Source organism: Microbacterium sp. B35-30 (genome assembly GCF_010634855.1).
In the GTDB taxonomy this organism is placed as follows: domain Bacteria; phylum Actinomycetota; class Actinomycetes; order Actinomycetales; family Microbacteriaceae; genus Microbacterium.
Genome location: NZ_MWLQ01000004.1, coordinates 24,427 through 48,940 on the forward strand (window position 1 = coordinate 24,427; position 24,514 = coordinate 48,940).

Here is a 24,514-nt window from a genome sequence, read left to right on the forward strand (position 1 = left end):
CCGGCGCCCTTCTCGTCGAAATGGGAGTCAGTTCTCGATGGCAGCCTGCACCGGCGCACCGCCGGTCTTGAGCGCCGCGAGGCGTGCCTCGACCTCGGTCAGCTCGCCGACGTCCTCGAGGGCGTTGAACTGCTGGTCGAGGCTCGACGCGGCCAGCTCCTGCTTGCCGGCGGCCAGGGCCTCCTGGCGACGCACCTTGTCTTCGAACCGGCCGAGCTCGCTCGTCGGGTCGAGCACGTCGATCGACTTGACCGCGTCGTGCACCTTGTTCTGCGCCTCGGCGGTCTTGGCACGCGCGAGCAGCTCGGAGCGCTTGGACCTCAGCTGCTCGAGCTTCTGCTTCATGCCGTTGAGGCCCTCTTTGAGCTTCTCGACGACCTCGTTCTGCGTCGCGATGGTGGGCGCGATCGCCCGCGCCTCGTTCTCCTCGCTGATCTGGCGCTGCAGCGCGATCTTGGCGAGGTTGTCGAACTTGTCGGCGTCGGTGGTGTTGCCCGCCTTGCGCAGTTCGTCGGCCTTGCGGCTGGCGGCGAGGGCCTTGTTGCCCCACTCGGCGGCCGCCTGGACGTCCTCCTGGTGGTCGCGCTCGAGCAGGCGCAGGTTGCCGATCGTCTCGGCGATGGCCGACTCGGCGTCGGCGATCGAGTTCGTGTAGTCGCGCACGAGCTGATCGAGCATCTTCTGCGGGTCCTCGGCAGAGTCGAGGAGCGCGTTGATGTTCGCCTTCATGAGGGTCGAGATGCGACCGAAGATGGACTGCTTCGCCATCGGATTTCCTTCCTATCGGACTTCAGTTCCGGGTGTGGTGAGTCTGGGTGTGGTGAATCTGAGTGTGGTGAGTCTGAGTGTGGTGAGTCGGACAGTGGTCAGTCTGACTGCGGTGAGTCTGGTCTGGAGATGGATGCCGCGCGCCACGCGTGCGGTCGGCTCCGCGCGGAGGGGTCAGAAGCGGCCACCTCCTCGACGGGCGCGTGTGCCGCCGCCTCCGAAGCTACCGGGTCGCATACCGCCGCCGGAGGATCGGCCGCCGCCGCCCAGCATGCCGCCCAGGCCGCCGAGCCCGCCGCCGGAGGAGCGGCCGCCGCTCAGCACGGAGTTGAGCACGATGCCGCCCAGTACCGCGCCGAGCATGCCGCCGCCGGACTGACCGCCGCCCTGCGGGCCGCCGAACATGCCGCCCATTCCTCCGCCGTCGAACGCGCCGACGTCGTTCTGTGCGAGCTGGATCGCCTGCCCTGCGAGCTGATCGGCGCGTTGCGCCTGCAGCAGCGCCTGCTGCGGGTCGCCCGCCTGCAGCGCGTGCGCCCGGGCGAGCGAGGCGCCGGCCTCGGCGAGGCGCGTGCGAGCCTGTGCTCCGACCGCACCGCGGCGCGCGGTGATGTAGTCCTCGGCGGCCGACACCTGAGCCTGCGCCTGCATCATGACCTGGCCGACCATCTGGCGCGCGCGCTCGGCCTGGGCGGCGGCATCCCGCACGCCCTGCACGAGCGAGTCGATCTGCGCGTTGGCCGCCTCGAGGCTCTGCAGCGCGGCGAGCGGTCGCCGTGCGGTGCCGGTGAGCTGCGTGCGTGCGGCGTCGAGCTGCTGCCGCGTGCCGGCGATGACGCTCGCGATGCGCCCGTCGGTGTCGGGGAGGGCCGCCGCCGCGGCGATGTCGCTTTCGAGTTCGGCGACCAGGGCCGTCGCGTTGCGCTCACCGGCGGAGAGATCGGCCGCCAGTTTCTCGATGGCGTCCTCGAGGAGCGTGGCCTGACCCACAGCCTCTTCGGCGGCTCGGATGCCGACTGCCGCCTCCCCGCCGTCGCCGGCGCCGATGGCGGTCTGCGCGGCGGCGAGCTGCTCGTCGGCGAACGCCAGGCGCTGACGTGCCTGCGCGGGGTTGTCGACGACGGTGGCGAGCGCCTCCGGCGCATAGGTCGACTGCAGCTGCTGCAGCTGCGCGGCGGCCTGATCGAGGGATGCCGCGGCCTTCGCCCGCTCCTCCTGCACACGTGCGAGCGCCTCGGGAGCGTTCTGCTCGAGCTTGCGCAGCTCGTCGAAGGCGGCCGCCTTCTCGTCGAGCAGGGTGTTGGACGCCTCGCAGAGGGCGATGATGCGCTCGTTCCACGCGCGGGCGTCGGCCTCGGAATCGGGATCGACGTCGTCGAGCTTCTGCTTGAGCCCGAACGCCTCGTCGAGGTTCTGCTGCGCGGTCGCGAGCGCCGCCTCGAACTCCTCGGTGGCGGCATCGCCGAACTGCGCCTTGGCGAAGCCGAGCTCCTGGCCGCTGGTCTTGAGCGCGTCGTCGGTCTCGACGAGGAGCGTCGCCGCGCGCCTTTCGAGCTCTTCGATACTCGGCTGCGGCGGGCCGCTCGGTGCACCCGGCACCGCGCCGCGTGTGCGCCGGCGCCGCAGGAACATCACGAGCAGCACGATGCCGACTCCGACGACCCCGATCAGGAGGAGCCAGGTGAGCCACGATCCGCCGCCGGAGGCGCCGGAGTCGACCCCGCCCGAACCGCCGCCGGCAGCGTCGGTGAGGCCGTCGGCCGCGGCATCGACGGCGCCGAGCCAGTCGTCCTGCGCGAGCGCGGGCTGGATCCGCTGCTGCTCGATCGCGGCGACCTGGTCCTGGGTGAGCGGGCCGGCCGGGTCGGCCGAGAGGTAGTACTGGCGCCCCTCGGTGGCGACCGCGAGAAGGTACTGCGTGACCCCGAGTCCGTTGTCGTCGGCGGTCTGGTTCGCCCAGTCCGCAGCGTCGGCGGGGTCGGTGAAGTCGTCGACGTAGACGACCCAGAGGTCGAGTCCGGTGTCGGACTTCAGCTGCTCGAGGCGGCTCTGCGCCTCGGCCTCCTCTGTCGCCGACAGCACGTCCACGTCATCGACCACGAAGACCGAGGGGAGCGACACCGGGGGAGTCGCCTGCGCGATCCCGCCGCCGATCGCCGTGATCGCGACCACCGCAACGGACGCCAGCGCTGCAGCCCATCGCAGTCGCATCGATCCCCCCTCTGGGACTCGGGTTCCCCTCCGGCGAGTCTATTCAGCCGCGGGGATACGACGATAGCCCACGGCTCCCTTCCCGCATGTGTGTTCGCCGTGAACGTACCCGTGCTCCCGGCGCCACACGGCGCAGCGGTGCGGGTCGCTGAAGGGCGGTGCAGCGGCCGGCCGGTAATCTTGCCGATTCGGAAGGAGCACCATGGACGATCGCTACGGCGGGGATGTGCTGGCCACGGGCTGGAAGGGCCACGGGGTGCGCGAAGTGCCGCGGGTGCCGGCATCCCGCGATCTCGTCGTCGAGGTGGCGGACGACGGATTCTGCGGGGCCGTCGTCGGCGTCTCGGGCGGGCTGGTCGAGCTCGAGGACCGCACCGGTCGCCGGCGCCTGTTTCCGCTGGGCCCCGGGTTCCTCATCGAGGGCAGGGACGTCGTGCTCGGGCCGCCCGTCGCCGCACCGGCGCGCACCGGCCCGCAGCGGACGGCGTCGGGGTCGTTCGCCGCCGCCGACGCCCGAGCGCGCACGGCGCGCGCCAGCCGCATCCTGGTGGAGGGCCGGCACGACGCCGAGCTCGTGGAGCGGGTGTGGGGCGACGACCTGCGCGCCGAGGGCGTCGTCGTGGAGTACCTCCAGGGCATCGATCTGCTCGATGCCGCACTCGACGAGGAGCCGCCCTCTGCGCAGCGCCGCTACGGCGTGCTCGTCGACCACCTGGTGCCGGGCTCGAAGGAATCGCGCATCGCCGACACCATCGCCCGCGGCCGCCACGGTGCGCACGTGCTGATCGTGGGGCACCCGTGGGTCGACGTGTGGCAGTGCGTCACACCCCGCGCCATGGGCATCGAGCGCTGGCCCGAGGTGCCTCGCGGCACCGAGTTCAAGGTGGGGGTGTGCCGCGCGCTCGGCTGGCCCGCGCGCGACCAGGCCGACATCGCGCGCGCCTGGCAGCGCATCCTGGCCTCGGTGAAGACCTACCGCGACCTCGAGCCGGCTTTCCTGGGCCGCGTCGAGGAGCTCATCGACTTCGTCACCGTCGCGCATTGAGGCGGCGCGGGCTTCCCGTCCGTGACCGCTTTCGTTTCCTGCGGCCGCTGCGTCGGGTAGCCGCGCTCGCCGGGGACTGCCGCCCTCGCCGGAGCGGCGGCGTCGGGCGGGCTGGGTAGCCTGGTGGGGTGACGAACCCTGCCGCGCCCGAGCCCCGTACCTTCCGCGAGAAGCCGGTGTCGTTCGTGCGCCGGAGCGGACGGATGTCGGAGGCGCAGGATCGCGCCTGGAGCGAGCTCGCCCCGCATTACGTGATCGACGTGCCGCGCGATCTCGCGGCGACCAGCATCCTGCCCGGATCGTCGATCGACCCGGCCGCGGTGTGGGGGCGCGAGGCGCCGCTCATCGTCGAGATCGGATCGGGTCAAGGGCACGCGATCGTGCACGCCGCGACCTCGCGGCCCCACGACGACTTCCTCGCGATCGAGGTCTTCCGGGCGGGGCTCGCCCGCACCATGCTCGATGCCGACCGCGCCGGCGCGCGCAACCTGCGGCTGGTCGAGGCGAACGCGCCCGAGGTGCTGCAGCACCTGCTGCCGGCGGCATCCGTCGACGAACTGTGGGTCTTCTTCCCCGACCCGTGGCACAAGAAGAAGCACACCAAGCGACGCCTCGTGGCCGAGGGTTTCGCCGAGATCGCGGCGACCGCCCTGCGGGACGGCGGCATCCTGCGCCTGGCCACCGACTGGGAGGACTACGCCCTGCAGATGCGCGCCGTCCTGGCCGCGGCGCCGGAGTTCGAGCCGACCTTCGAGGGGGACTGGGCGCCGCGCTTCGAGGGCCGGGTGCTCACGGCGTTCGAGCGCAAGGGCGCGCGCGTGGGACGCGACATCCGCGATCTGTCGTACCGCCGCGCCGCGAGGTCATGAGCGCGAGCCCGGGGCCGGTCCCAGGGCCAGATCCGATTCCCGGCGTCGCCCCGGCCACACGCCGCGACCACTGGCGATTCGTGCGCCCGCTCGCTCACCGCGACTTCCGCATGCTGTTCGGCGCGGTCGTGCTCTCGATCTTCGGCGCCGGCATGTGGGCCGTCGTCATGGTCTACACCGTGATCGGCGCGGGAGGCGGTCCGGTGGACCTCTCGCTGGTCGCCGCTGCGAACGCCGTCGGGCTGCTGGTGTGCGCGATCCCGGGCGGCATCGCCGCCGATCGCGTACCGCGACGTCTGCTGCTGCGCGTCGTCGAGCTGCTGAACCTCGTCGCGATCACATCCGTCGCGGTGGCCGGCGTGCTGGGGGCCGTGTCGATCCCGCACCTCGCGATCGTCGCCTTCGTGCTCGGAGCGGGCGCCGGCTTCTTCTTCCCCGCCTACAGCGCGATCCTGCCTCGCATCCTGCCGCCTGCCCAGCTGCTCGCGGCGAACGGACTCGAGGGTGCGATCCGCCCGGCGCTGCAGCAGGCCGCCGGCCCCGCAGCGGCGGGCATGATCGTCGCCGCCGTCCTCGCACCTGCCCACGCGGCGTGGGGCGTGGTCGCCGCGCACGCGCTCGCGCTGGTGCTGCTGCTGTTCGTGCGGCCGGAGCCGCCCGTCGCGGAGGGCGAGGAGCACGAGCCGGCAGCCGGCGTGCGGGGAGTGCTGCACGACCTGCGCGAGGCCGTCGCGTTCACCGTGCGGACGCCCTGGCTGCTCTGGACCCTGCTGTTCGCGACCGGCTGGGTGCTCGTTTTCCTCGGACCGGAGGAGGTGCTGCTGCCGTTCCTCACCCGCGAGCGGATCGGCGAGGATCCGCGGCTGTTCGGGTTCCTCCTCGCGATCTACGGCATCGGCGGCGTGCTCGGCTCGATCGTGGTGTCGTCGATGCGGCTGCCTCGGCGCTACCTGACGGTGATGATCGGCGTCTGGTCGGTCAGCACGCTGCCCTTCGCCGTCGTGGGCGTCACGCACGAGTACTGGGTGATGGCGCTGTGCCTGTTCCTCGTGGGGTTCGGGTTCAGCTACGGCAACGTGATCTGGGGCACGCTGCTGCAGCGGCGCGTGCCCCGCCGCATGCTCGGACGCATCTCGAGCCTCGACTTCTTCGTGTCGCTCGCGCTGATGCCCCTGTCGATGGCGCTCGCCGGCCCGCTCGCCGAGGTGGTGCCCATCGAGGCGATCTTCATCGCCGCGGGCGTGATCCCGCTCGCGCTCGGCGTGCTGGCGTACCTCGTGGCCCGGATGCCCGAGGATGAGATCGCGCACCCGCTCGACCGCTGACGCCCACCGACCCCCGGAGCCGCCCCGCATGCCTGCACACCCCGACGCCCCGCCCGCGCCGGTCGTGGCCGCGTGGTCATGGCGGCTGGTGCCCGCCCTCCTCGTGTGCCTGGCCGCCCCGGCCTTCTTCGTCGCGCGGGTGCCCTGGCTCGGCTGGCTGCTGCTGGCAGCCGGGCTCGCGACCGCCCTGCTGGTCGAGCGGACGCTCCCCACGAGCTCTCCGGGCGACGCCGTGGCACCGCGCGGAGCCTCTGAGCGCCGGGGCCCGCCCGCAGCCGCCGCGCCGGGCGACGCCGTGCGTGCGGGCTCGAGCATCGAGACGGCGACGGCCACCGGCATCCGTCCGCCGTCGCTGCTGCGCGACCTCTCGCTCATCGCCGTGGGGCTGCTCATCGTGAGCGCCATCCCGCTGAAGGCCGAGCTCGACAACCTCGCGATCCTGCGGTTCGCGCTCGCTCTGGGCGGCGCCGTGGCAGTCCCTTACGTGATCTCGCGGTGGGTGTATCGCGACGGAGCCGGGCAGCGGGGGGCGATCCGCTTCCCCTGGCGCGGCGGCGGGCGGTGGACCCGGTTCCAGTGGACCTGGCTGGTCGCGGTCCTGCTCCTCGGGTGGCTGATCCTGCCGTTCTACTTCATCACCTCCGGGGTGTACCTCAACTGGCCCGTCGTGAACACCCCCGAGCTCATCGCGCGGCTCTTCGTCGGCGTGGGCGCGGTGGGCATCTGGGACGAGCTGTTCTTCATCTGCACCTGCTTCGCGCTGCTGCGGCGCCATTTCCCGTTCTGGCAGGCCAACGTGCTGCAGTCGGTGGTGTTCGTCTCGTTCCTGTGGGAGCTCGGGTACCAGGCGTGGGGCCCGCTGCTCACGATCCCGTTCGCCCTGCTGCAGGGCTTCATCTTCATGAAGACGCGCTCGCTCGCCTACGTCGTGACCGTGCACCTGCTTTTCGACGCCGTCGTGTTCCTCGTGCTCGTGCACGCGCACAACCCGGGGATGCTCGACGGGCTCTTCCTCGTGTGACCGGAATCGCGAAGGGTATACATGCGCCGGCGCATGTATACCCTTTCGCGATTCCACTGCCCAGGGCGTGCCCAGGGGGAGTGGCTAGGGTGGGCCGTGGATCCTCGACCGGATCCCCGGACGACGGATCAGTACCCGGTGAGCGACAAGACTGGCCAGGAGCACAGTCATGTCGTGGGTCGTTCTCATTGTGTCCGGAGTCCTCGAGGCCGTCTGGGCCACCGCGCTCGGCAAGAGCGAGGGCTTCACCAAGCTCTGGCCGACCGTCGTCTTCGGCGTCTCTCTGCTGCTGAGCATGGGCGGTCTCGCCTGGGCGATGCGCGACATCTCCACCGGCACCGCCTACGCGGTATGGGTGGGGATCGGCGCGTCGCTCACCGTCGCGTACGCCATGATCACGGGCGACGAGGCGTTCTCCATCGTCAAGATGCTGCTGATCCTCGGGCTGGTGGGCTGCGTCGTCGGCCTCAAGCTCGTGGGACACGAGTGAGGCGGAGGGGCGGATGCCGCGGCATCCGCCCCTCGGCTTCTCTCACTTTCAACCTGACGTCGAGATGACTTCCGGGTGAACCCTTGACGACGCCCGTGCGGGGGAGGACATTCGATAGTGCGAAGTGAACACAGAGACGAGGAACCCGAAAGGGAGCCGGATACGGAAACCATACTTCGTGCAGACGATCCCCCCGGCGCTTAGGCATCGAGGGGATCATCGCTGTGCGCCGGGCATCGCCGGGGCTCGTGCACGAAGCCGGAGCCCCGGCGAGGCTCGCTCGGCGGCGCGCCCCGCGCCCCTATCCTGACGAGGTGGATTTCAGCACCTTCCTGAGCACGCCGATCACGTGGTGGCAGGTGCTCTGGGCGGTGCTGTCCCTGGTGGCGGGCTGGGTCGCCTCGCGGTTCGCCAAGCGCGGCGTCGTCGATCTGATGGGCCATGTGCCGACGGCGACGCCTGCGGCCACACGGTTCGCCGCGCGCCTCGCGCAGTACACGCTGCTGCTGCTGGGCGTCGGCGTCGCTCTGGCGTTCCTCGGCGCCAACGTGCAGCCGGTGCTGGCCGTCGTGCTGGTGCTGGCGGTCGTCGCGGCGCTCGTGCTGCGGGGCGTGGCCGACAACTTCGCCGCGAGCGTGCTCATCGCCACCCGCAAGCCCGTCACTCTGGGCGAGGAGATCACCGTCGAAGGACCGGACGGCGAGCCCCTGACCGGCACCGTCATCGAGCTGAACTCTCGCGCCGTGGTCTTCACGACGCCCGACGGACGCACCGCCCACGTGCCGAACGCGAAGCTGCTCGCCGAGACGCTCGTCAACAACTCCCGGCACGGTGGCCGGCGCAGCGAGGTGCAGGTGCGCGTCGAACGTGCCGACGCGAGCATCGCCGACATCACCGTGGCGATGACGGATGCCACAGCCGCCGTCGACGGCGTGCACCCCGAGCCCGCGGTCGGCGTGCTCGTGTCGGCCGTCTCCGACGCGCGCGTCACCGCGCGGGTCCAGTTCTGGCATACTTCGTCGACCGGGCTCGGCGTGACGTCGGCGGTGGTGGCGGCGCTGACCGCGGGCCTCGCGGAGCGGGGGTGGGCGGCGACCGTCACGAGCGAGGCCGTCGGTCCGCCGCTCGTGCCGGGCGATCGGGTGTGATGCTGCCCGGCCGTGCCAAGGTGGACGAGTTCGTTTCCTCCCCACGCCCCTCAGGAGCCGGCATGCAACGACCTCTTGCGGGGTTGACCAGGCACAATCTCGTCACGGAGCTGACGGCCGGCGTCACCCTGCTCGCGATCGCGATCCCCCTGAACATCGGATACGCCCAGATCGCGGGGCTCCCGCCGACGGCGGGCCTTTACGCGCTCATCGTGCCGACGCTCATCTATGCGCTCATGGTGTCGTCGCGGCAGCTGGTGGTGTCGCCGGATGCCGCGGCCGCGGCGCTCGTCGCCTCGTCGATCGGCGGGCTGGCGGCCGCGGGCAGCGCGGACTACGCGACCCTCGCCCTGGCGCAGGCCATCATCAGCGGCATCCTGTTCCTGCTCATGGCCGTGTTCAAGCTCGGGTTCCTCGCCAGCTTCCTCTCCAAGCCGATCCTCGTCGGGTTCGTCGGCGGTCTCGCGCTCGACATCATGGTGAGCCAGATCGCAAAGATGCTCGGCGTGAAGATCGATTCCGGCGGCGAGTTCGTCGAGAAGGTGTCGGGGCTCATCCTGGGGCTGAACACGTTCAACGCGTGGTCGCTCGGCGTCGCCGCCGCCTCGGTCGCGGTGCTGCTGCTCGGTCGACGCTTCCTGCCGCGGATCCCGTGGGCGCTGGTCGTGCTGATCGCGTCGACGATCTTGGTCGTCGTGGCGGATCTCGACGACCGGGGCGTGGACGTGCTCGGCGCGGTGCCCGCGGGCCCTCCCGCGCTCACGTGGCCCGTCCTCGACTGGACCATGTGGTTCGCCCTCGTGCCGTCCGCGATCGCGCTCACCCTGGTGACCACCGCCGAGGGCCTTCTGGTGTCGCGCTCGTATGCCGAGAAGCGCGGCTATCCGTTCCACGCGAACCGCGACCTGCTCGCGCTCGGCCTCGGCAACGTGGCCGCGGGCGCGCAGGGCAGTTTCGCGATGGGCGCCTCGACATCGCGCACCGCCGCGATGGACCAGGCCGGCTCCCGCACCCAGCTGCCGTCGCTCGTGCTCGCGGTGGGGACGCTGCTGCTGCTGATGTTCGGGACGGCGCTGCTCGCGGACATCCCGTCGCCCGCCATCGGCGCCGTGGTCGGGGTCGCGATCCTGCCGCTGCTGGGCATCCGCGAGTTCCGTCAGCTGTGGCGTCAGGACCGCTTCGAGTTCGCCGTCGCGGCGACATGCTTCCTCGTCACCCTCTTCGTCGGCGCGATTCCCGGCATCCTGGTCGCGTTCGTGCTCGCGCTCATCAACCTCGCCCAGCGCGCGGCGAATCCGACGATCGACGTGCTCGAGGCGAACGACGATGCCAAGCAGTCCCTGCTGGAGGATGCCCCCACCGGGGCGACGACCGCGCCCGGCCTGGTCGTCGTGCGCATGGCCGCCCCGCTCTTCTTCGCCAACGGCGCCGTCTTCACCGAGGCGGTCAAGCGCGCGGTCACCGGCGCGGACCAGCCGGTTCGCCACGTGGTCATCGACATGGAGGCGGTCACCGACATCGACGTCACCGGCGCCGAGGCATTCGAATCCCTCGAGCACTGGCTCCGCGACAACGACGTGACGCTCGCATTCAGCCGTGTCCGGCCGCCTACCAGGGCCCGCCTCGAGGAGCTCGGACTGGTGTCGGGTCAGGCGTTCTTCGCCACCAATCGCGCGGCGGTCGCGGCGCTTGCCGGTCGCGACGGTGCTCCGTAAGACTGAGGATCCGGCCGTCCGGCCGGCACGAAAGGGAGAAAGCACATGCAGCAGCGCGAACCGGAAGCGTCGATCAGGGAGGCTCAGGCCCAGGCCCTGGCATCTCTGCCGTTCGACGACGTCGACGATTTCGCCGCGGCGGAGCGCGGGTATCTCGGAACCCTCGACGACCCGAAGATCCGCAACGCCGAGGGCGATGTGGTGTGGGATGCCTCCACCTACGACTTCATCCAGGGCGATGCGCCCGACACCGTCCACCCGAGCCTCTGGCGTCAGTCCACCCTGGTCGCCAAGCACGGCCTCTTCGAGGTCGTCGAGGGGCTCTACCAGGTGCGGGGACTCGACCTGTCGGTGATGTCGTTCATCGAGGGCGACACCGGCGTGGTCATCGTCGACCCCTTGATCTCGAAAGAGACCGGGGCCGCCGCGCTCGAGCTGTACCGCCGGCACCGCGGCGACCGGCCGGTGACCGCGGTCATCTTCACCCACAGCCACATCGATCACTTCGGCGGTGTGCTCGGTTTCGTGAGCGAAGACGACGTGACCTCGGGGCGGGTGCAGATCCTCGCGCCCGAGGGCTTCCTCGAGCACTCGGTGGCCGAGAACGTGTATGCGGGTGTCGCCATGGGCCGCCGCGCCGGCTACATGTTCGGCGCTGCGCTCGCGCGGGGCCCTCGGGGGGCGGTCGGCGCCGGCCTCGGCCAGACGACGTCCACCGGTGAGGCGACGATCCTGACGCCGTCGCTGGACGTGACGACGACCGGCGAGAAGCACACCATCGACGGCGTCGAGTTCGAGTTCCAGATGGCCCCGGGCACAGAGGCGCCGTCCGAGATGCACTTCTACATCCCGCGCTACCGTGCACTGTGCATGGCGGAGAACGCGACGCACACGCTGCACAACCTGCTGACCTTGCGCGGCGCCGTCGTCCGCGACCCGCACGTGTGGTCGCAGTACCTGACCGAGGCGATCGAGCGCTTCGGCGGTGAGGCCGAGGTCGTCTTCGCGTCCCACCACTGGCCGACGTGGGGAAACGCCGAGATCAACCGGTTCCTCCGCATCCAGCGCGATCTGTACGGCTACCTGCACGATCAGACGCTGCGCCTGCTGAACCAGGGTTACAACGGCGCGGAGATCGCCGAGATGATCCAGCTGCCGCCGGCCCTGGAGGCGTCGTGGAGCACGCACGGCTATTACGGGTCGGTGAGCCACGACGTCAAGGCGATCTATCAGCGCTACATGGGCTGGTTCGACGGCAACCCGGCTCGCCTGTGGCCGCACCCGCCGAAGCCGCTCGCTGAGCGCTACGTCGCCGCGATCGGCGGACTGGACCGTGTCGTGGAGATCGCGCAGGAGGCGTTCGACGGCGGTGACTTCCGCTGGGCGGCGACCCTGCTCGATCACGCGGTGTTCACCGATGCCGACCACGCCGCGGCCCGTGCGCTGTATGCCGACACGCTCGAGCAGCTCGCCTACGGCGCCGAGAACGGCACGTGGCGCAACTTCTACCTGTCAGGCGCCACGGAGCTGCGAGAGGGCAACTTCGGCACGCCGACGGCGACGAACGCGCCGCTGATCGTCGCGCAGCTCACGCCCGAGCAGTTGTTCGACGCGGTCGCGATCCGCGTCGACGGACCCAAGGCATGGGACCTGTCGCTCGCGATCGACGTCACCGTCTCCGACCTCGGGCGCAGTTTCCACCTGTCGCTGGACAACGGCGTGCTGATCTACGTCGAGCGGGAGCCCGATGCGTCGACGCCGCTCGGACTCACGCTGACCAAGCTCCGCCTGATCCGGCTCGCGGGCGGCGACACCGAGTCCGAGGGCATCGAGGTGCGCGGCGACATCGGGGTGCTGGAGCAGCTCCTGGGCGTCCTCGACCAGGGCGATCCCGCGTTCGAGATCGTCCTTCCATAACCCGGCCTCCGATCGCCGGCATCGCCACCGCGATGCCGGCGATCGGCGTCTGCGGCGGCGGGAGCTTTCCGCCCATCCCGCCGTGGTACCAGGCCGGCGGGAGAGGGTCAAGGCGCTCCCCGCCTCCCGCGCCACCCGCAAGAATCGGAGCATGAACCGGTGGCGACGCGTGTGCGGCGTGCCCCTGCTGGTGATCGCATTGGGCGTCGCGGGATGCGGCGTCACGGTGCCGACCGACCCCCAGGGCACTCTCGAGCGCGTCAGGGAAGGAGTGCTCCACGCGGGGGCCTCGGCGTCGGGCGAACTCGTCACCATCGACGGGTCGGAGGTGGGCGGCACGCTCGCCGAGATCGTCGAGGAGTTCGCCGAGTCCGTCGATGCGAGGGTCGAGTGGACGGTCGGCAGTGAGGAGGACCTCGTCGACGGGCTCGAGAGCGGAGACCTCGATGTGGCGATCGGTGGGATGACCGACGCCACCCCGTGGTCGGACCGCGTGGCGGTGACGCGTGCCTATGACACCGTCCCGGGTTCCCGCGGACCCGTCGTGCTGCTCGTGCCGCTGGGCGAGAACGCCTGGCAGGCGCAGCTCGAGGGCTATCTCGACCGGGAGGTGGCCCGGTGAAGTCGATGGGACGGACGGATCTGCCGCCGGAACAGCACAAGGCGCTGCGCAGCGCCATCCGCTGGGAGTGGTTCACGATCGGCTACACGGTGGTGACGATCGGCGTCATCGCCCTCGTCGTGGGCGGGTCGCAGGCCATGAAGACCGCGTGGATCGAAGACATGCTGTCGCTGATCCCGCAGATCTCGTTTCTGATCGCGCTGATCTTCATCCGTCGCCGCCCGAGCCGTGCGTTCCCGTTCGGCTTCCACCGCATGATGGGCGTCGGGCATCTGGTCGCCGGCGTCGCGCTGCTCGCGGTCGGCGGCAACCTCGCCTACGAGGCGATCAGCGGTCTCATCCGAGCCGAGCATCCCTCGATCGGCACGGTGTTCCTGTTCGGCCAGACGATCTGGCTCGGCTGGTTCATGGTGGGCGTGATGAGCGTCATCGTCATCGGCCCGTTCTTCTACGGGCACGCGAAGGCGAGACTTGCCCCGAAGCTGCACAACAAGGTGCTGTACGCGGATGCCGACATGGCCAAGGCCGACTGGACCTCCACTGTCGCCTCGATCGTCGGCGTGCTCGGTGTCGGCATCGGCCTGTGGTGGCTCGACGGCGCCGCCGCGCTGTTCATCTCGCTCGGAATCGTGTGGGACGGCTGGCGCAACTCGCGCGCGGCCGTGCGCGATCTGATCGACCAGCGCGCGCGCACCGAGGACGACGCCCGACCGCATCCCCTCATCGCGCGCATCGGGAACCGTGTGCAGGAGTTCGGATGGGTGCGTGAGAGCGGCGTGCGCATGCGCGACATGGGTCAGGTGTTCCACGTCGAGGTCTTCGTGGTGCCGACTCGCGACGAAGTCCGCCTCGAGGAGATCGAGGACGTGCGCGAGGCGGTGGCGCAGCTCGACTGGAAGGTGCAGGACGTCGTGGTCATCGTGACCGCCGGCGTGCCGGACGAAGCCGAGCCGGCCACGCGACAGGAATCGCACAGCGACGCCTGAGCCCGGCGTCACCGGGGCGGCGGCATCCGGCTCATCGTTCACCCGGTCACCTGGGGAAGGCCGTCCGACCACTCTCCGTCCGGCGGAGGTGCGGGATCCTCGTCAGGGACCGGAACGACCGCCAGCGCGACGCCGGGCGACAGCAGCAGGAGAGCCCTGCGCATCTCGCCCTCGCCGTCGTTCACCTCGAGCCAGTACGTACCCGCCTGGAGCCCCGCCTCGACCTCCGCGCGGAGGTCTTCGAGGCGGCGCCCGCCGACGCTGTAGTGCTCCCCGCCGTAATAGATGTCGATCCGTTTCATGATCGCTCCTGTCCGCGGCGTCCACCGTCGCACGGCGTTCGGCGCGACGGCCAATGCCTTGACACCGCCTCCGGGTCGGCGTATCCGGTCAGCCGAGCAGTTCCTGCTCCGGCTCGGCTACAGGCGCCGGCTGCGCGGGTTCGGGCACCAGGTACAGTCCGGACGGCGAGTTCGCCGTGTGGGCGAGCGCGTCGATCCAGGCGGGGTTGAGCTGGGGCGTGCGGCTCCCATAGAACTTGTAGACGAGGGCGCAGCGGGGGTGCACCCAGATGGTGGTGCGGCCGTCGCCGATGCTGACGTCGTCGCGCCACGTGAAGTGGAAGGGTTCCCCGCGTCGGAGCTTGGTGCCGATCACCAACTGCAGGTGTGCGAGGGTGCGATCGTCGAAATCGACCTTCACCGTCCCCTCGTAAGTGAGTTTGCCCATCGTGCGCCTCCGCTCTGGGAATGCCGGCGAACGTATTTCTGGGGTGCTCTGGGGCGGACGCCGATCAGGAACAGCTTCGATCCTCGCGTGTGATCGGCGTCGCGGGCCAGGCCTTGACAGCCGTCGCCGGATGCACCATGGGGGCCCCCTGCGGATGCGCCGGCGATGGGGCGCTCGACCGGGTGGGGACGCTGTGCGCGGCGGAGACAGCCGTGAAGGAGTGCGCCGCCGGGATGATAGTCTCGATCGGCACGCCTCCGTAGCTCAGGGGATAGAGCGTTGGTTTCCGGTACCAAAGGTCGCAGGTTCGATTCCTGTCGGGGGCACGAAAAAGAATCCCAGGTTCGCCTGGGATTCTTCGTTTCCGGTCCAGAGCCCGAGCGGTGCGGGTCAGGGCGCGACGGCGTCCTCGTCGCGCGGGGCATCCGCCACGATGGCGGGCTGGAGCTCCATCGCCTCGACCGCATCGGCGACCCGGGCAGCGAGGTAGGCGTGGCCGTCCGTCGAGGGGTGGTCGCGACCGATCGGGCCGGTGTCGATGACGTCGAGGTAGTTGGCCGTGGTGATCCACTCGTCGGCGATCGGTGAGATGTACCACCAGCCGCGCGCGGCGGCCAGCTCGCTCAGGTCCCTGTCGATGCTGCTGGTCGGATCCTCGACCGGCAGCACCTGCGGCGAAGGACCGAGGATGACGATCGCGGCGTCGGGGTAGCGGGCTTCGAGCGCGTCCCACGCGGCGGTGACGGCATCCCGGTATCCCGCCGGGTACAGCCTGCGGTCGTTGATGGACCCCTCGACGATGACGAGGTCCGGGTCGAGCGCCGGGTCGAGGGCGGCGATGCGCTCGCCGTATGCCGGGCCGTCGAGCCCGGGCTTGAGATAGCCGCTGCCGCGAACCCCCGCCACGACGGTCTCGACGCCGAGCTCGTCGGCGAGCCGGTACGCGAAGCCGAGCGTCGGCACGGTCGCGGCGGAGCCGTAGACCCACGAGTCGCCGAACACCAGCACGCGCGCGCCCTCCTCGAGGACCAGGGGCGCGGGTGGAACGGATGCCGCCACCGCCGCATCGCCTTCCGCGACGGCGACCGGGACCACCGGTTCGGGTGCGCCCCAGGGGCGGAGGACGGCCACAGCGCACACCGCGGCCACGGCGAGCGCTGCACCCAGGAGGGAGAACCATCCCCACCCTGCCACCCGCCGCTGGCGCGGCGAGCGGGGCGGCAGGGCGTCTGGCCCCAGCCGCCGTGCGCGGAAGCGGCCGGGCGCGTGCATGAGAAGAGGGTAAGTCATCGATCGGCGAACACCGAACACGGGTCCTGAACTGGGCAATATGCGCGGCGGATCCCGAGGTTCGGACCCGCTTCGCGGTGCCCGCGGGCGACGCTGTGGACGTCCACACGGCGCAGTCATCGCGGCATGCGAGGATACTTCGGTGCAACGCATCGTGACCGCTGAGATGGACCTCGAGCTCGGGGCTTCCGTCGACCTCATCTTCCAGATCGCGGCCGCTCAGGCGGTGCCGATCTCGAACGAGCAGCTGACGTTCACGCAGGGCGATCGCGTGTACACCCCGACCGAGATCGTCGACCAGGCGGGAAGCCGGCTGCACCGCCTGACGGGCGAGCCCGGGCCGCTCGAGATCCGGTACGAGGCGACGGTGGACGGCCAGGCCGCCACCAGCCGTACGAGCGACCTGGAGGCGATCACGTACCTCCGCCCGAGCAGGTACGCGCAGTCCGACGAGGTGTTCCAGCAGGCGCGCCGCCAGTTCAAGGGGCTGTCAGGTCACGACCTCATCGCCGCGGTTTCGGAGTTCGTCTCGACGAGCACGACGTACACACCGGGGCTCAGCCAGGGCACGGACAGTGCCGTCACCACCCTCATGACCGGCCAGGGCGTCTGCCGCGATTACGCGCACGTCGTGATCGCGCTGCTGCGCGCGATGGACATGCCGGCCCGGTACGCCGCGTGCTTCGCGCCGGGGCTGCAGCCGATGGACTTCCACGCGGTCGCGGAGGCCTACCTCGACGGCTCGTGGTACGTCATCGACGCGACGCGTCTGGCGCACCGCCGCTCGCTGGTGCGCATCGCGACCGGACGGGATGCCGCCGACTGCGCGTTCCTCAGCTACCACGGCGGCTACGTCGGGCTGAACCGGCTGCGCGTGGACGCCTGGGTGGTTCCGGATGCCGCCACCGGCGAGGGGCTCGAAGCGGCCGCGGACGGCCCGTTTCCGCGTCAGGATCCCTTCGACCCGTCGCTCGATGACTTCACGGCACTGGTGCAGCTCGCCTGACGTTTCCGGCGAACGTATCAGGCCTTGTTTATATCAGCAGAGGCTGATATAAACAAGGCATGCATGCACTCGATGTCCTGGGAGACCCGGTCCGGCGACGTCTCGTCGAGCTGCTCGCCCGGGGCGATCGCGCGTCGGGGGACCTCACCGAGGTGATCCGCGCCGAGTTCGGCATCAGCCAGCCGGCGGTGTCGAACCATCTGAGGGTGCTCAGGGAAGCGGGCTTCGCGCACAGCAGCGCCGAGGGATCGCGCCGCATCTACTCCCTCGACGGGGAGCGGATGACCGAAGTGCAGGACTGGGTCGCGGAGCACCTGGGCTTCTGGACGAATCGACTCGACGCGCTCGGCACCGAGCTGCGCCGCAACCGCACGGAGGAACGATGAACACCGCAGACCCCTTCATCCGAGCACTGACCGGCGACGAGAGCGAGCAGACCGTCTCCCTGGTGCGCAGCTACCCCGCTGCCGCCGCCGAGGTCTGGAACGCGCTGACCACCCCGGAGCGGATCGCGAGGTGGTACGGCACGATCGTCGGCTCGCCCCCGCGCGTGGTCGGCGACGAGTTCGAGGTCGAGATCGGCGAGGGGATGGTCCGGAAGGCGCTCCTCGAGAGCTGCGCGGCGCCGTCCCGGCTCTCGTACACATGGTGGTCGGGCGACGGCGATCCGGGTCTCGTGACCATCCGGCTCGACGCGATCGCCGACGACGAGACCCGCCTGACGGTCCAGCACGACCGACTGCGACCGCACCGCATGACCCAGTACGGCGGCGGGTGGGAGCAGAACCTGGTCGCCCTCGCCGGCGTGCTCGGGGCGGCGGGCGAGAGCGAGGCCGGGGACGACGACGGCGACGGCGACGTGCGCGTCGGTCGGTGGGAGCTGCTCGGCGGTCGTCCGCTCGATGTCCGGCTGGCGATCGACGCGCCGGTGGAGCGGGTGTGGCGGGCCTGGTCGAGTGCGGATGCGCTGTCGTCCTGGTGGTGGGCGCACTGGGGCGACGTCGCCGTCGAGGCCGATGTCCGCGTCGGCGGCGCCTACCGCATCGAGGCGCCGGGGCACGGGGTCGCTGTGGCGGGGGAGTACCTCGTCGTCGAGCCCGAGCGCCGGCTCGCGTTCACCTGGACGTGGACGGACGACGAAGGTCAGACACGTGACGAAGCCGTCGAGGTGCGGTTCACCGCAGCCGATGCCGGCACCGTCGTCTCGGTGCGCCACACCGGTCCGTGGGAGGACGACGCGCCCGTGGAGGCGTACCGGCAGGGGTGGGAGTTCGTGCTGGCCCAGCTCGCGAGCTCCGCGACCTGAGCGCAGGCCGCCGCCGCGGGCGTGCGACCCGGCCGTCTAGAATGAGGCGGTTATGAATCCCGAAGCCCTCTCCGCCGCCCTGCTCGCCGTCGTCGCCCCCCTCGCCGAGGCGCGACGCCCAGGTGCGACGGACGGGCTCAGCCCCGCGGACCTGCCGCTCGAGCGGCCCAAGAACCGCGATCACGGCGACTGGGCATCGAATGCGGCGCTCAAGCTCGCGAAGGCCGTCGGTGCGAACCCGCGCGAGTTCGCCGCCGAGATCGCCGCCGGGCTCGCCGAGGTGGACGGTGTCGCGGGTGTCGAGGTGGCCGGTCCCGGCTTCATCAACATCCGACTGGATGCCGCCGCCGCGGGTGTGCTGGCCAAGACCATCGTCGACGCCGGCGCCGCATTCGGCACCAACGAGTCGCAGCGCGGCAACACGATCAACCTGGAGTTCGTCAGCGCGAACCCCACAGGTCCGATGCACATCGGCCACACTCGGTGGGCCGCGCTCGGCGACTCCATGGCGCGCCTGCTGCTGGCCAGCGGTGCGACGCTCGTCCGCGAGTTCTACGTCAACGATGCCGGCGCGCAGATGGATCGGTTCGGCCTTTCCGTGCTGGCCGCCGCCAAGGGCGAGCCCACCCCCGAGGACGGCTACCCGGGCTCCTACATCGACGACCTCGCTCAGCGCGTCCTCTCCGCGGTGCCGGACCTGCTGTCGCTTCCGGCGGACGAGCAGCTCGTCGTCGCGCGTGACCGGGCCTACGAGTTGCAGCTGGGTGACCTGCAAGCGTCGCTGGAGAAGTTCAACGTCCACTTCGACGTCTTCTTCAGCGAGCGGACGCTCCACGCGAAGGGATCGGACGGCGAGCCGAGCCTCGTCGACGAGGCGGTCGACCGCCTGCGCGAGCAGGGCCACGTCTTCGACGAGGACGGCGCCGTCTGGGTGCGCACGACCGACTTCGGCGACGACAAGGATCGCGTCATCCGTCGTTCCAACGGCGAGTACACCTACTTCGCCGCCGACGCCGCGTACTACCTGAACAAGGGCGACCGCGGCTTCGCGCACAAGATCTATCTGCTCGGCGCCGACCACCACGGCTACGTGCACCGCCTCAAGGCGCTCGCCGGCGCGGCCGGGGACGACCCCGACAAGGACATCGAGGTGCTCATCGGGCAGCTCGTCTCGGTCAACGGCGCGCGCCTGTCGAAGCGCGCGGGCAACATCATCGAGCTCGATGACCTCCGCGAGTGGATCGGCACCGATGCGCTGCGGTACTCGCTCGCGCGGTATCCCGCCGACTCGCCGCTGACGCTCGACCCCGAGATCCTCCGCAAGCGCACGAACGACAACCCCGTCTTCTACGTGCAGTACGCGCACGCGCGCACGCACAACGTCGGGCGGAACGCCGCGGCATCCGGCGTCGACCGTTCCGCGTTCGCCCCCGAGCTGCTCACGCACGAGACGGAGTCGGCGCTCCTCGGCGCGCTCCAGGAGTTCCCGCGCATCGTCGGCTTCGCCGCCGAGGTGCGCGAGCCGCACCGCGTCGCCCGCTACCTCGAGGAACTCGCCGGGCTCTACCACCGCTGGTACGACAACTGCCGCGTCATCCCGCTCGGCGACGAGCCCGTCGAGCCCGTTCATCGCACCCGCCTGTGGCTGAATGACGCCACCGGGCAGGTGCTGCGCAACGGCCTCGATCTGCTCGGCGTCACCGCACCGGAACGGATGTAGACATGGCTTACGGCGACACGCAGGCGACCGAGCCGCTCCCCGACGACATGCTGCCTGCGGCGTCGCCACCGCCGCGTCGCCGCGCGTGGCCGTGGATCGTGTCCTTCGCGATCGTCGCGGTGCTGGCGGTCGCCGCGTGGTTCGCCGCGGACGCGATCGCCCGTCAGGTGGTGACCGGCGTGGTGCGCGACCAGGTGCGCACTCAGCTCGCTCTGCCCGCCGACCAGCAGATCGACGTCGAGGTCGCCGGTGCCGTGATCCCGCAGCTCATCGGCGGCAGCCTCGACGAGCTCACCATCGCGTCCGATGACGTGACGTTCAGCGGCGTCACCGGCGACGTCAGCGTGACCGCCCAGGACGTGGCGGTGCGGGGGACCGGAGAGATGAGCGGCGCGACGGCGACGGTGTCGCTCGACCAGTCCCAGCTGCAGACGCTGCTGGCGACGGTCGAGGGCTTTCCCTCCGACACCGTCGGGCTCGCCGCGCCGAACGTCACGATGTCGATGGATCTGCAGCTCTTCGGCGTCGCGATCCCCGTCGGCGTCGCGCTCACGCCCACGGCGTCGGAGGGGCAGATCGTCCTCTCGCCCGCGTCGCTGCAGCTGGGCGGGACGGAGGTCACCGCCGATGCGCTGCGGGATCAGTTCGGGCGCCTCGCCGACGCCGTGCTGCGCGACTGGAATGTCTGCGTCGCGCAGTACCTCCCGGCCGGGGTCGCGCTCACCGGCGTCGAGGTCGAAGGCGACGTCCTCGTGGCCGACTTCGACGTCGACGGCGCGATCGCCACGGATCCTGCCCTCCAGCAGAACGGCAGCTGCGCCTGAGCCGGTGCTGTGTCACACGGCGATGGGCGTCCCATGGCACAGGGCGTCGCGCGGCACAGAGCGTCACACGGCACAGGGCGTCACACGGCACAGGGGCCGCGAGCGGCGTGCCCTAGACTTCTAGCACCGCCTGGCGCGTGACCCCTCCGGCCAGGCAGAGCCGTACCAGCCTTCCCGGACGGCCAAGCGTCGCAGCTCCCACCGATTGGTCCACCGTGTCCGCCGACCCGCATCTCCGTTCCGTCGCTCCCGCGTGGCTCGAACGACCCGCCGACGCGAACGGGCTCGCTCCTGCGGTCTGGCCGATCTCGGCGAGCCGTGACGACGCCGGGGTGCTCACGCTCGGCGGCATCCCGGCGACCGCGCTGCGCAGCCGGTTCGGCACGCCGCTCTATGTGGTCGACGAGGACGAGGTGCGCGCCACGGCACGGCGCACGCTCGACGCCTTCCGTGCGGCTGCCGCGCTGCACGGTGTGCAGGCGCGGGTGTATTACGCCGGCAAGGCCCTGCTGACCACCGAGATCGTGCGCTGGGTGACCGAGGAGGGTCTCGCGGTCGACGTCTGCACCGGCGGCGAGCTGGCCGTCGCGCTCGCGGCGGGCGCGGATCCCGCACGGCTCGGCTTCCACGGAAACAACAAGTCGGTGCCCGAGCTCGAACGCGCCGTCGACGCGGGCGTCGGGTCCATCGTCATCGACAGTCTCATCGAGATCGAGCGGCTCGCGGCCATCGTCGGGCGCCGTGGGGTGTCGCAGGCGGTGCTGCTGCGGGTCAACAGCGGCGTGCACGCCGAGACGCACGACTTCCTCGCGACGGCCCACGAAGACCAGAAGTTCGGCTTCACCCTCACGGATGCCTCCGCCGCGGTCGCCCGCATCCGCGAGCTCGAGGGCCTCGAGCTCGTGGGTCTGCACTGCCACATCGGCTCGCAGATCTTCGGCACCGCCGGCTTCGAGGAGTCCGCGGCGCGGATCGTCGAGCTGCATGCAGAGCTCCGCCGGGGCGGCGAGCTGCCGGTGCTGAACCTCGGCGGCGGATTCGGCATCGCCTACACGTCGGTCGACGACCCCACCCCCATCGAGGAGTTGGCACAGGGCATCGCCGAGGCCGTGGCGCGCCAATGCGAGGTGCGCGGCATCCCGGTCCCGAATCTCGCCTTCGAGCCCGGCCGAGCCATCGTCGGCCGTGCGGGCGTGACCCTGTACGAGGTCGGAACGACCAAGCCGGTCGCGCTCGGCAGCGCCGACGACACCACAGGCGACACCCGCCTGTACGTCAGCGTGGACGGCGGCATGAGCGACAACGCCCGGCCCGCCCTGTACGGGGCGCAGTTCTCGGCGCGGATCGCGTCGCGCACGAGCGACGCCGAGCCGACGCTCGCGCGAGTCGTCGGCAAGCACTGCGAGTCGGGTGACATCGTGGTCGACGCCGAGTACCTGCCGGGCGATGTGTCGCCCGGCGATCTGCTCGCCGTCCCGGCGACGGGCGCCTACTGCTTCTCGCTCGCGAGCAACTACAACTACGTCCCCCGCCCGCCCGTCGTGGCGCTGCGTGGGGGAGAGGCGCGCGTCATCGTGCGCGGCGAGACGATCCACGATCTGCTCGCCCGCGATGCCGGCCTCGATACCGCTGTGTTCGAAGCTGGGCGCTCCTCCGGGGGCGCACCGATGGAAGGGACCGTATGACCGACTACCGCCGCCTCCGCGTCGCGCTGCTGGGAGCCGGAGCCGTGGGCTCGCAGGTCGCGGCGCTGCTGCGCCAGCACGCCGACGAGCTCGCCGACCGGGCGGGAGCGCGACTGGAGCTGGTCGGCATCGCGGTGCGCGACGTCGACGCCAAGCGCGACGTCGAACTGCCTCAGGAGCTCTTCACGACCGACGCCGACGCGCTCATCGTCGGCTCCGACATCGTCATCGAGCTGATGGGCGGCATCGAGCCGGCACGCACCTACCTCCTGCACGCGATCAACTCGGGCGCCGACGTCGTGACCGCCAACAAGGCGCTCCTGGCGACGCACGGCCCCGAGATCTTCGACGCGGCCGACCAGGTGGGCGCCGAGGTCTACTACGAGGCCGCCGCGGCAGGCGCCATCCCGATCATCCGCCCGCTGCGCGACTCGCTCGCCGGCGACCGCGTGCAGCGCATCATGGGCATCGTCAACGGCACCACCAACTACATCCTCGACCGCATGGACACCGAGGGCGCCGAGTTCTCGGACGTGCTCGCCGACGCGCAGCGCCTGGGGTACGCCGAAGCCGACCCCACGGCGGACGTCGAGGGCTACGACGCCGCCCAGAAGGCCGCGATCCTCGCGAGCCTCGCGTTCCACACGACGGTGCCCCTCGAGGCGGTGCACCGGGAGGGCATCACCGCGATCGACGCGTCGATGATGGATGCCGCGCGCCACGCCGGCTACGTCATCAAGCTGCTGGCCGTCTGCGAGCGACTGACCGAGGAATCCGGCGAGTCCATCTCGGTGCGGGTCTATCCGGCGCTCATCGACCGGGCGCATCCGCTCGCCAGCGTGCACGGCGCCAACAACGCGGTGTTCGTGCAGGCCGAGGCCGCCGGCAACCTGATGTTCTACGGCGCGGGCGCCGGCGGCGTGCAGACCGCATCCGCGGTGCTCGGTGACGTCGTGTCGGCGGCCCGCCGCCATATCGCGGGCGGTGTCGGCGTCGGCGAGTCGACGCTGGCCAACCTCCCCATCGTGCCCGTAGGCCGTGTCACGACGCGCTACCAGATCACGCTCGAGGTCGACGACCAGCCGGGCGTGCTCGCGACGGTCGCCGGCATCCTCAGCGACGGTCGCGTCTCGATCGCCACCGTCGAGCAGACCGTCGAGCAGACGGTGGAGCAGGCGGTCGGGGACGCGGGCGACAGCGAGGGCGGCGTCGCGCGACTGGTGATCGGCACGCACAAGGCGTTGGAGCAGGACCTCAGCGAGACGGTGGACCGACTGGCCGCCAGCGGCGTCGTGGAGCGCGTCGTCTCGGTCCTGCGGGTCGAAGGCAACTGAGTCGATGGAATTCATCGGGATCTGAAGGAGACTGACATGGCACATGTTTGGCGCGGAGTCCTCCGCGAGTACGCAGATCGTCTGGGCGTGACGGATGCCTCGACCGTGGTCACTCTGGGTGAGGGCGGTACGCCGCTCCTGCCCGCCCCGGCGCTGTCGCGTCGCACCGGCACGGACGTGTGGGTGAAGTTCGAGGGCATGAACCCCACCGGCTCGTTCAAGGACCGCGGCATGACCGTCGCGGTGTCGCGTGCGATCGACCACGGCGCCAAGGCGGTGATCTGCGCGTCGACCGGCAACACGTCGGCCTCGGCCGCCGCCTACGCGGCGCACGCCGGCATTACGGCGGCGGTCCTCGTTCCCGAGGGCAAGATCGCGATGGGCAAGCTCAGCCAGGCCGTCGCGCACAACGGCCGCCTCATCCAGATCCGCGGCAACTTCGACGACTGCCTCGAGATCGCGCGCGAGCTCGCCGACAACTACCCGGTGCACCTCGTGAACTC

Annotated in this window: 23 protein-coding genes, 1 tRNA gene and 1 riboswitch; of the genes, 19 read left to right on the top strand and 5 right to left on the bottom strand. The window is 70.8% G+C overall.

The genetic code is table 11. The annotated features are described in order from the left end of the window. Positions 1–27: 27 nt before the first annotated feature. On the bottom strand, positions 28–768 hold the full coding sequence (locus tag B2K11_RS02285; RefSeq protein ID WP_163616432.1) for a PspA/IM30 family protein: 741 nt from the start codon (positions 766–768) through the stop codon (positions 28–30). Positions 769–942: 174 nt separating this feature from the next. Beyond that, positions 943–2,979 (bottom strand): TPM domain-containing protein, encoded by a 2,037-nt coding sequence (locus B2K11_RS20740; RefSeq protein ID WP_163616433.1) that lies wholly within the window; start codon positions 2,977–2,979, stop codon positions 943–945. A 202-nt stretch (positions 2,980–3,181) separates the two neighbouring features. Between B2K11_RS20740 and B2K11_RS02295 the strand changes: the two genes are divergently transcribed. The 10 genes from B2K11_RS02295 (at position 3,182) to B2K11_RS02340 (ending at position 14,117) form a co-directional block, all read left to right on the top strand. After that, positions 3,182–4,024: a DUF3097 family protein gene (locus B2K11_RS02295; RefSeq protein ID WP_163616435.1), complete on the top strand. Its 843-nt coding sequence runs from the start codon at positions 3,182–3,184 to the stop codon at positions 4,022–4,024. Between the two features lie 128 nt (positions 4,025–4,152). Then, entirely contained in the window at positions 4,153–4,893 is a 741-nt protein-coding gene (trmB, locus tag B2K11_RS02300) for a tRNA (guanosine(46)-N7)-methyltransferase TrmB (protein ID WP_163616437.1), read from the top strand. Beyond that, positions 4,890–6,218 carry an MFS transporter gene (locus tag B2K11_RS02305; protein ID WP_204259980.1) on the top strand — a complete coding sequence of 443 codons (1,329 nt, stop codon included), beginning with the start codon at positions 4,890–4,892 and terminating at the stop codon, positions 6,216–6,218. Before trmB ends, B2K11_RS02305 begins: the two co-directional genes overlap by 4 nt. A 28-nt stretch (positions 6,219–6,246) precedes the next feature. Beyond that, complete coding sequence (locus B2K11_RS02310) at positions 6,247–7,239, top strand: CPBP family intramembrane glutamic endopeptidase (RefSeq protein WP_204259981.1); 993 nt, start codon at positions 6,247–6,249, stop codon at positions 7,237–7,239. A gap of 94 nt (positions 7,240–7,333) precedes the next feature. Further along, positions 7,334–7,399: riboswitch (guanidine-III (ykkC-III) riboswitch) on the top strand. A 9-nt stretch (positions 7,400–7,408) separates the two neighbouring features. Then, positions 7,409–7,729, top strand: a complete 321-nt coding sequence (locus B2K11_RS02315; RefSeq protein WP_163616439.1) for a multidrug efflux SMR transporter — start codon at positions 7,409–7,411, stop codon at positions 7,727–7,729. A 314-nt stretch (positions 7,730–8,043) separates the two neighbouring features. Continuing rightward, entirely contained in the window at positions 8,044–8,877 is an 834-nt protein-coding gene (locus B2K11_RS02320) for a mechanosensitive ion channel domain-containing protein (RefSeq protein WP_163616441.1), read from the top strand. Positions 8,878–8,939: 62 nt separating this feature from the next. Then, the gene (locus B2K11_RS02325; protein ID WP_163616443.1) at positions 8,940–10,592 is read left to right on the top strand and encodes a SulP family inorganic anion transporter; all 1,653 of its coding nucleotides are present in this window, start codon (positions 8,940–8,942) and stop codon (positions 10,590–10,592) included. Positions 10,593–10,637: 45 nt separating this feature from the next. Continuing rightward, complete coding sequence (locus tag B2K11_RS02330; protein ID WP_163616445.1) at positions 10,638–12,509, top strand: alkyl sulfatase dimerization domain-containing protein; 1,872 nt, start codon at positions 10,638–10,640, stop codon at positions 12,507–12,509. Between the two features lie 151 nt (positions 12,510–12,660). Continuing rightward, positions 12,661–13,131 (top strand): hypothetical protein, encoded by a 471-nt coding sequence (locus B2K11_RS02335; RefSeq protein WP_163616447.1) that lies wholly within the window; start codon positions 12,661–12,663, stop codon positions 13,129–13,131. Positions 13,132–13,136: 5 nt separating this feature from the next. Then, the gene (locus B2K11_RS02340) at positions 13,137–14,117 is read left to right on the top strand and encodes a cation diffusion facilitator family transporter (protein ID WP_163616486.1); all 981 of its coding nucleotides are present in this window, start codon (positions 13,137–13,139) and stop codon (positions 14,115–14,117) included. A 38-nt stretch (positions 14,118–14,155) separates the two neighbouring features. On the opposite strand, the gene B2K11_RS02345 is transcribed toward B2K11_RS02340, so the two are convergent. Further along, positions 14,156–14,419: a hypothetical protein gene (locus B2K11_RS02345; protein ID WP_204259982.1), complete on the bottom strand. Its 264-nt coding sequence runs from the start codon at positions 14,417–14,419 to the stop codon at positions 14,156–14,158. 88 nt (positions 14,420–14,507) lie between these two features. Beyond that, positions 14,508–14,846, bottom strand: coding sequence for an ATP-dependent DNA ligase (locus B2K11_RS02350; protein ID WP_163616449.1), 339 nt, complete (start codon positions 14,844–14,846; stop codon positions 14,508–14,510). A gap of 253 nt (positions 14,847–15,099) precedes the next feature. Between B2K11_RS02350 and B2K11_RS02355 the strand changes: the two genes are divergently transcribed. Further along, positions 15,100–15,172: transfer RNA gene (locus tag B2K11_RS02355), tRNA-Arg, on the top strand. A 64-nt stretch (positions 15,173–15,236) separates the two neighbouring features. On the opposite strand, the gene B2K11_RS02360 is transcribed toward B2K11_RS02355, so the two are convergent. After that, positions 15,237–16,118, bottom strand: coding sequence for an SGNH/GDSL hydrolase family protein (locus tag B2K11_RS02360; RefSeq protein WP_239525616.1), 882 nt, complete (start codon positions 16,116–16,118; stop codon positions 15,237–15,239). A 160-nt stretch (positions 16,119–16,278) separates the two neighbouring features. Here B2K11_RS02360 and B2K11_RS02365 point away from each other — a divergent pair, with 160 nt between their 5' ends. The 8 genes from B2K11_RS02365 to B2K11_RS02400 all read left to right on the top strand — a co-directional run. Continuing rightward, positions 16,279–17,142 (top strand): transglutaminase family protein, encoded by an 864-nt coding sequence (locus tag B2K11_RS02365; protein ID WP_163616453.1) that lies wholly within the window; start codon positions 16,279–16,281, stop codon positions 17,140–17,142. 59 nt (positions 17,143–17,201) lie between these two features. Continuing rightward, the gene (locus tag B2K11_RS02370; RefSeq protein ID WP_163616455.1) at positions 17,202–17,528 is read left to right on the top strand and encodes a metalloregulator ArsR/SmtB family transcription factor; all 327 of its coding nucleotides are present in this window, start codon (positions 17,202–17,204) and stop codon (positions 17,526–17,528) included. Then, positions 17,525–18,448 (top strand): SRPBCC family protein, encoded by a 924-nt coding sequence (locus tag B2K11_RS02375; RefSeq protein ID WP_163616457.1) that lies wholly within the window; start codon positions 17,525–17,527, stop codon positions 18,446–18,448. The genes B2K11_RS02370 and B2K11_RS02375 overlap by 4 nt, the downstream gene beginning before the upstream one ends. A gap of 52 nt (positions 18,449–18,500) precedes the next feature. After that, positions 18,501–20,168, top strand: a complete 1,668-nt coding sequence (gene argS, locus B2K11_RS02380; RefSeq protein ID WP_163616459.1) for an arginine--tRNA ligase — start codon at positions 18,501–18,503, stop codon at positions 20,166–20,168. 2 nt (positions 20,169–20,170) lie between these two features. Continuing rightward, positions 20,171–20,992, top strand: a complete 822-nt coding sequence (locus B2K11_RS02385; protein ID WP_163616460.1) for a DUF2993 domain-containing protein — start codon at positions 20,171–20,173, stop codon at positions 20,990–20,992. 215 nt (positions 20,993–21,207) lie between these two features. Then, entirely contained in the window at positions 21,208–22,677 is a 1,470-nt protein-coding gene (lysA, locus tag B2K11_RS02390; RefSeq protein WP_163616462.1) for a diaminopimelate decarboxylase, read from the top strand. Then, a complete protein-coding gene (locus B2K11_RS02395; protein WP_163616464.1) occupies positions 22,674–24,011 on the top strand; it encodes a homoserine dehydrogenase in 1,338 nt (445 codons plus the stop codon). The genes lysA and B2K11_RS02395 overlap by 4 nt, the downstream gene beginning before the upstream one ends. Positions 24,012–24,047: 36 nt before the next feature. Beyond that, a partial coding sequence (locus B2K11_RS02400) for a pyridoxal-phosphate dependent enzyme (protein WP_163616466.1) occupies positions 24,048–24,514 on the top strand: 467 nt, incomplete at its 3' end.

Coding starts and splice junctions, on each gene's coding strand:
- B2K11_RS02285 (WP_163616432.1), bottom strand. CDS start 768: ATGGCGAAGCAGTCCATCTTCGGTCGCATCTCGACCCTCATGAAGGCG.
- B2K11_RS20740 (WP_163616433.1), bottom strand. CDS start 2,979: ATGCGACTGCGATGGGCTGCAGCGCTGGCGTCCGTTGCGGTGGTCGCG.
- B2K11_RS02295 (WP_163616435.1), top strand. CDS start 3,182: ATGGACGATCGCTACGGCGGGGATGTGCTGGCCACGGGCTGGAAGGGC.
- B2K11_RS02305 (WP_204259980.1), top strand. CDS start 4,890: ATGAGCGCGAGCCCGGGGCCGGTCCCAGGGCCAGATCCGATTCCCGGC.
- B2K11_RS02310 (WP_204259981.1), top strand. CDS start 6,247: ATGCCTGCACACCCCGACGCCCCGCCCGCGCCGGTCGTGGCCGCGTGG.
- B2K11_RS02315 (WP_163616439.1), top strand. CDS start 7,409: ATGTCGTGGGTCGTTCTCATTGTGTCCGGAGTCCTCGAGGCCGTCTGG.
- B2K11_RS02325 (WP_163616443.1), top strand. CDS start 8,940: ATGCAACGACCTCTTGCGGGGTTGACCAGGCACAATCTCGTCACGGAG.
- B2K11_RS02330 (WP_163616445.1), top strand. CDS start 10,638: ATGCAGCAGCGCGAACCGGAAGCGTCGATCAGGGAGGCTCAGGCCCAG.
- B2K11_RS02335 (WP_163616447.1), top strand. CDS start 12,661: ATGAACCGGTGGCGACGCGTGTGCGGCGTGCCCCTGCTGGTGATCGCA.
- B2K11_RS02340 (WP_163616486.1), top strand. CDS start 13,137: ATGGGACGGACGGATCTGCCGCCGGAACAGCACAAGGCGCTGCGCAGC.
- B2K11_RS02345 (WP_204259982.1), bottom strand. CDS start 14,419: ATGAAACGGATCGACATCTATTACGGCGGGGAGCACTACAGCGTCGGC.
- B2K11_RS02350 (WP_163616449.1), bottom strand. CDS start 14,846: ATGGGCAAACTCACTTACGAGGGGACGGTGAAGGTCGATTTCGACGAT.
- B2K11_RS02360 (WP_239525616.1), bottom strand. CDS start 16,118: ATGCACGCGCCCGGCCGCTTCCGCGCACGGCGGCTGGGGCCAGACGCC.
- B2K11_RS02370 (WP_163616455.1), top strand. CDS start 17,202: ATGCATGCACTCGATGTCCTGGGAGACCCGGTCCGGCGACGTCTCGTC.
- B2K11_RS02375 (WP_163616457.1), top strand. CDS start 17,525: ATGAACACCGCAGACCCCTTCATCCGAGCACTGACCGGCGACGAGAGC.
- argS (WP_163616459.1), top strand. CDS start 18,501: ATGAATCCCGAAGCCCTCTCCGCCGCCCTGCTCGCCGTCGTCGCCCCC.
- B2K11_RS02385 (WP_163616460.1), top strand. CDS start 20,171: ATGGCTTACGGCGACACGCAGGCGACCGAGCCGCTCCCCGACGACATG.
- B2K11_RS02395 (WP_163616464.1), top strand. CDS start 22,674: ATGACCGACTACCGCCGCCTCCGCGTCGCGCTGCTGGGAGCCGGAGCC.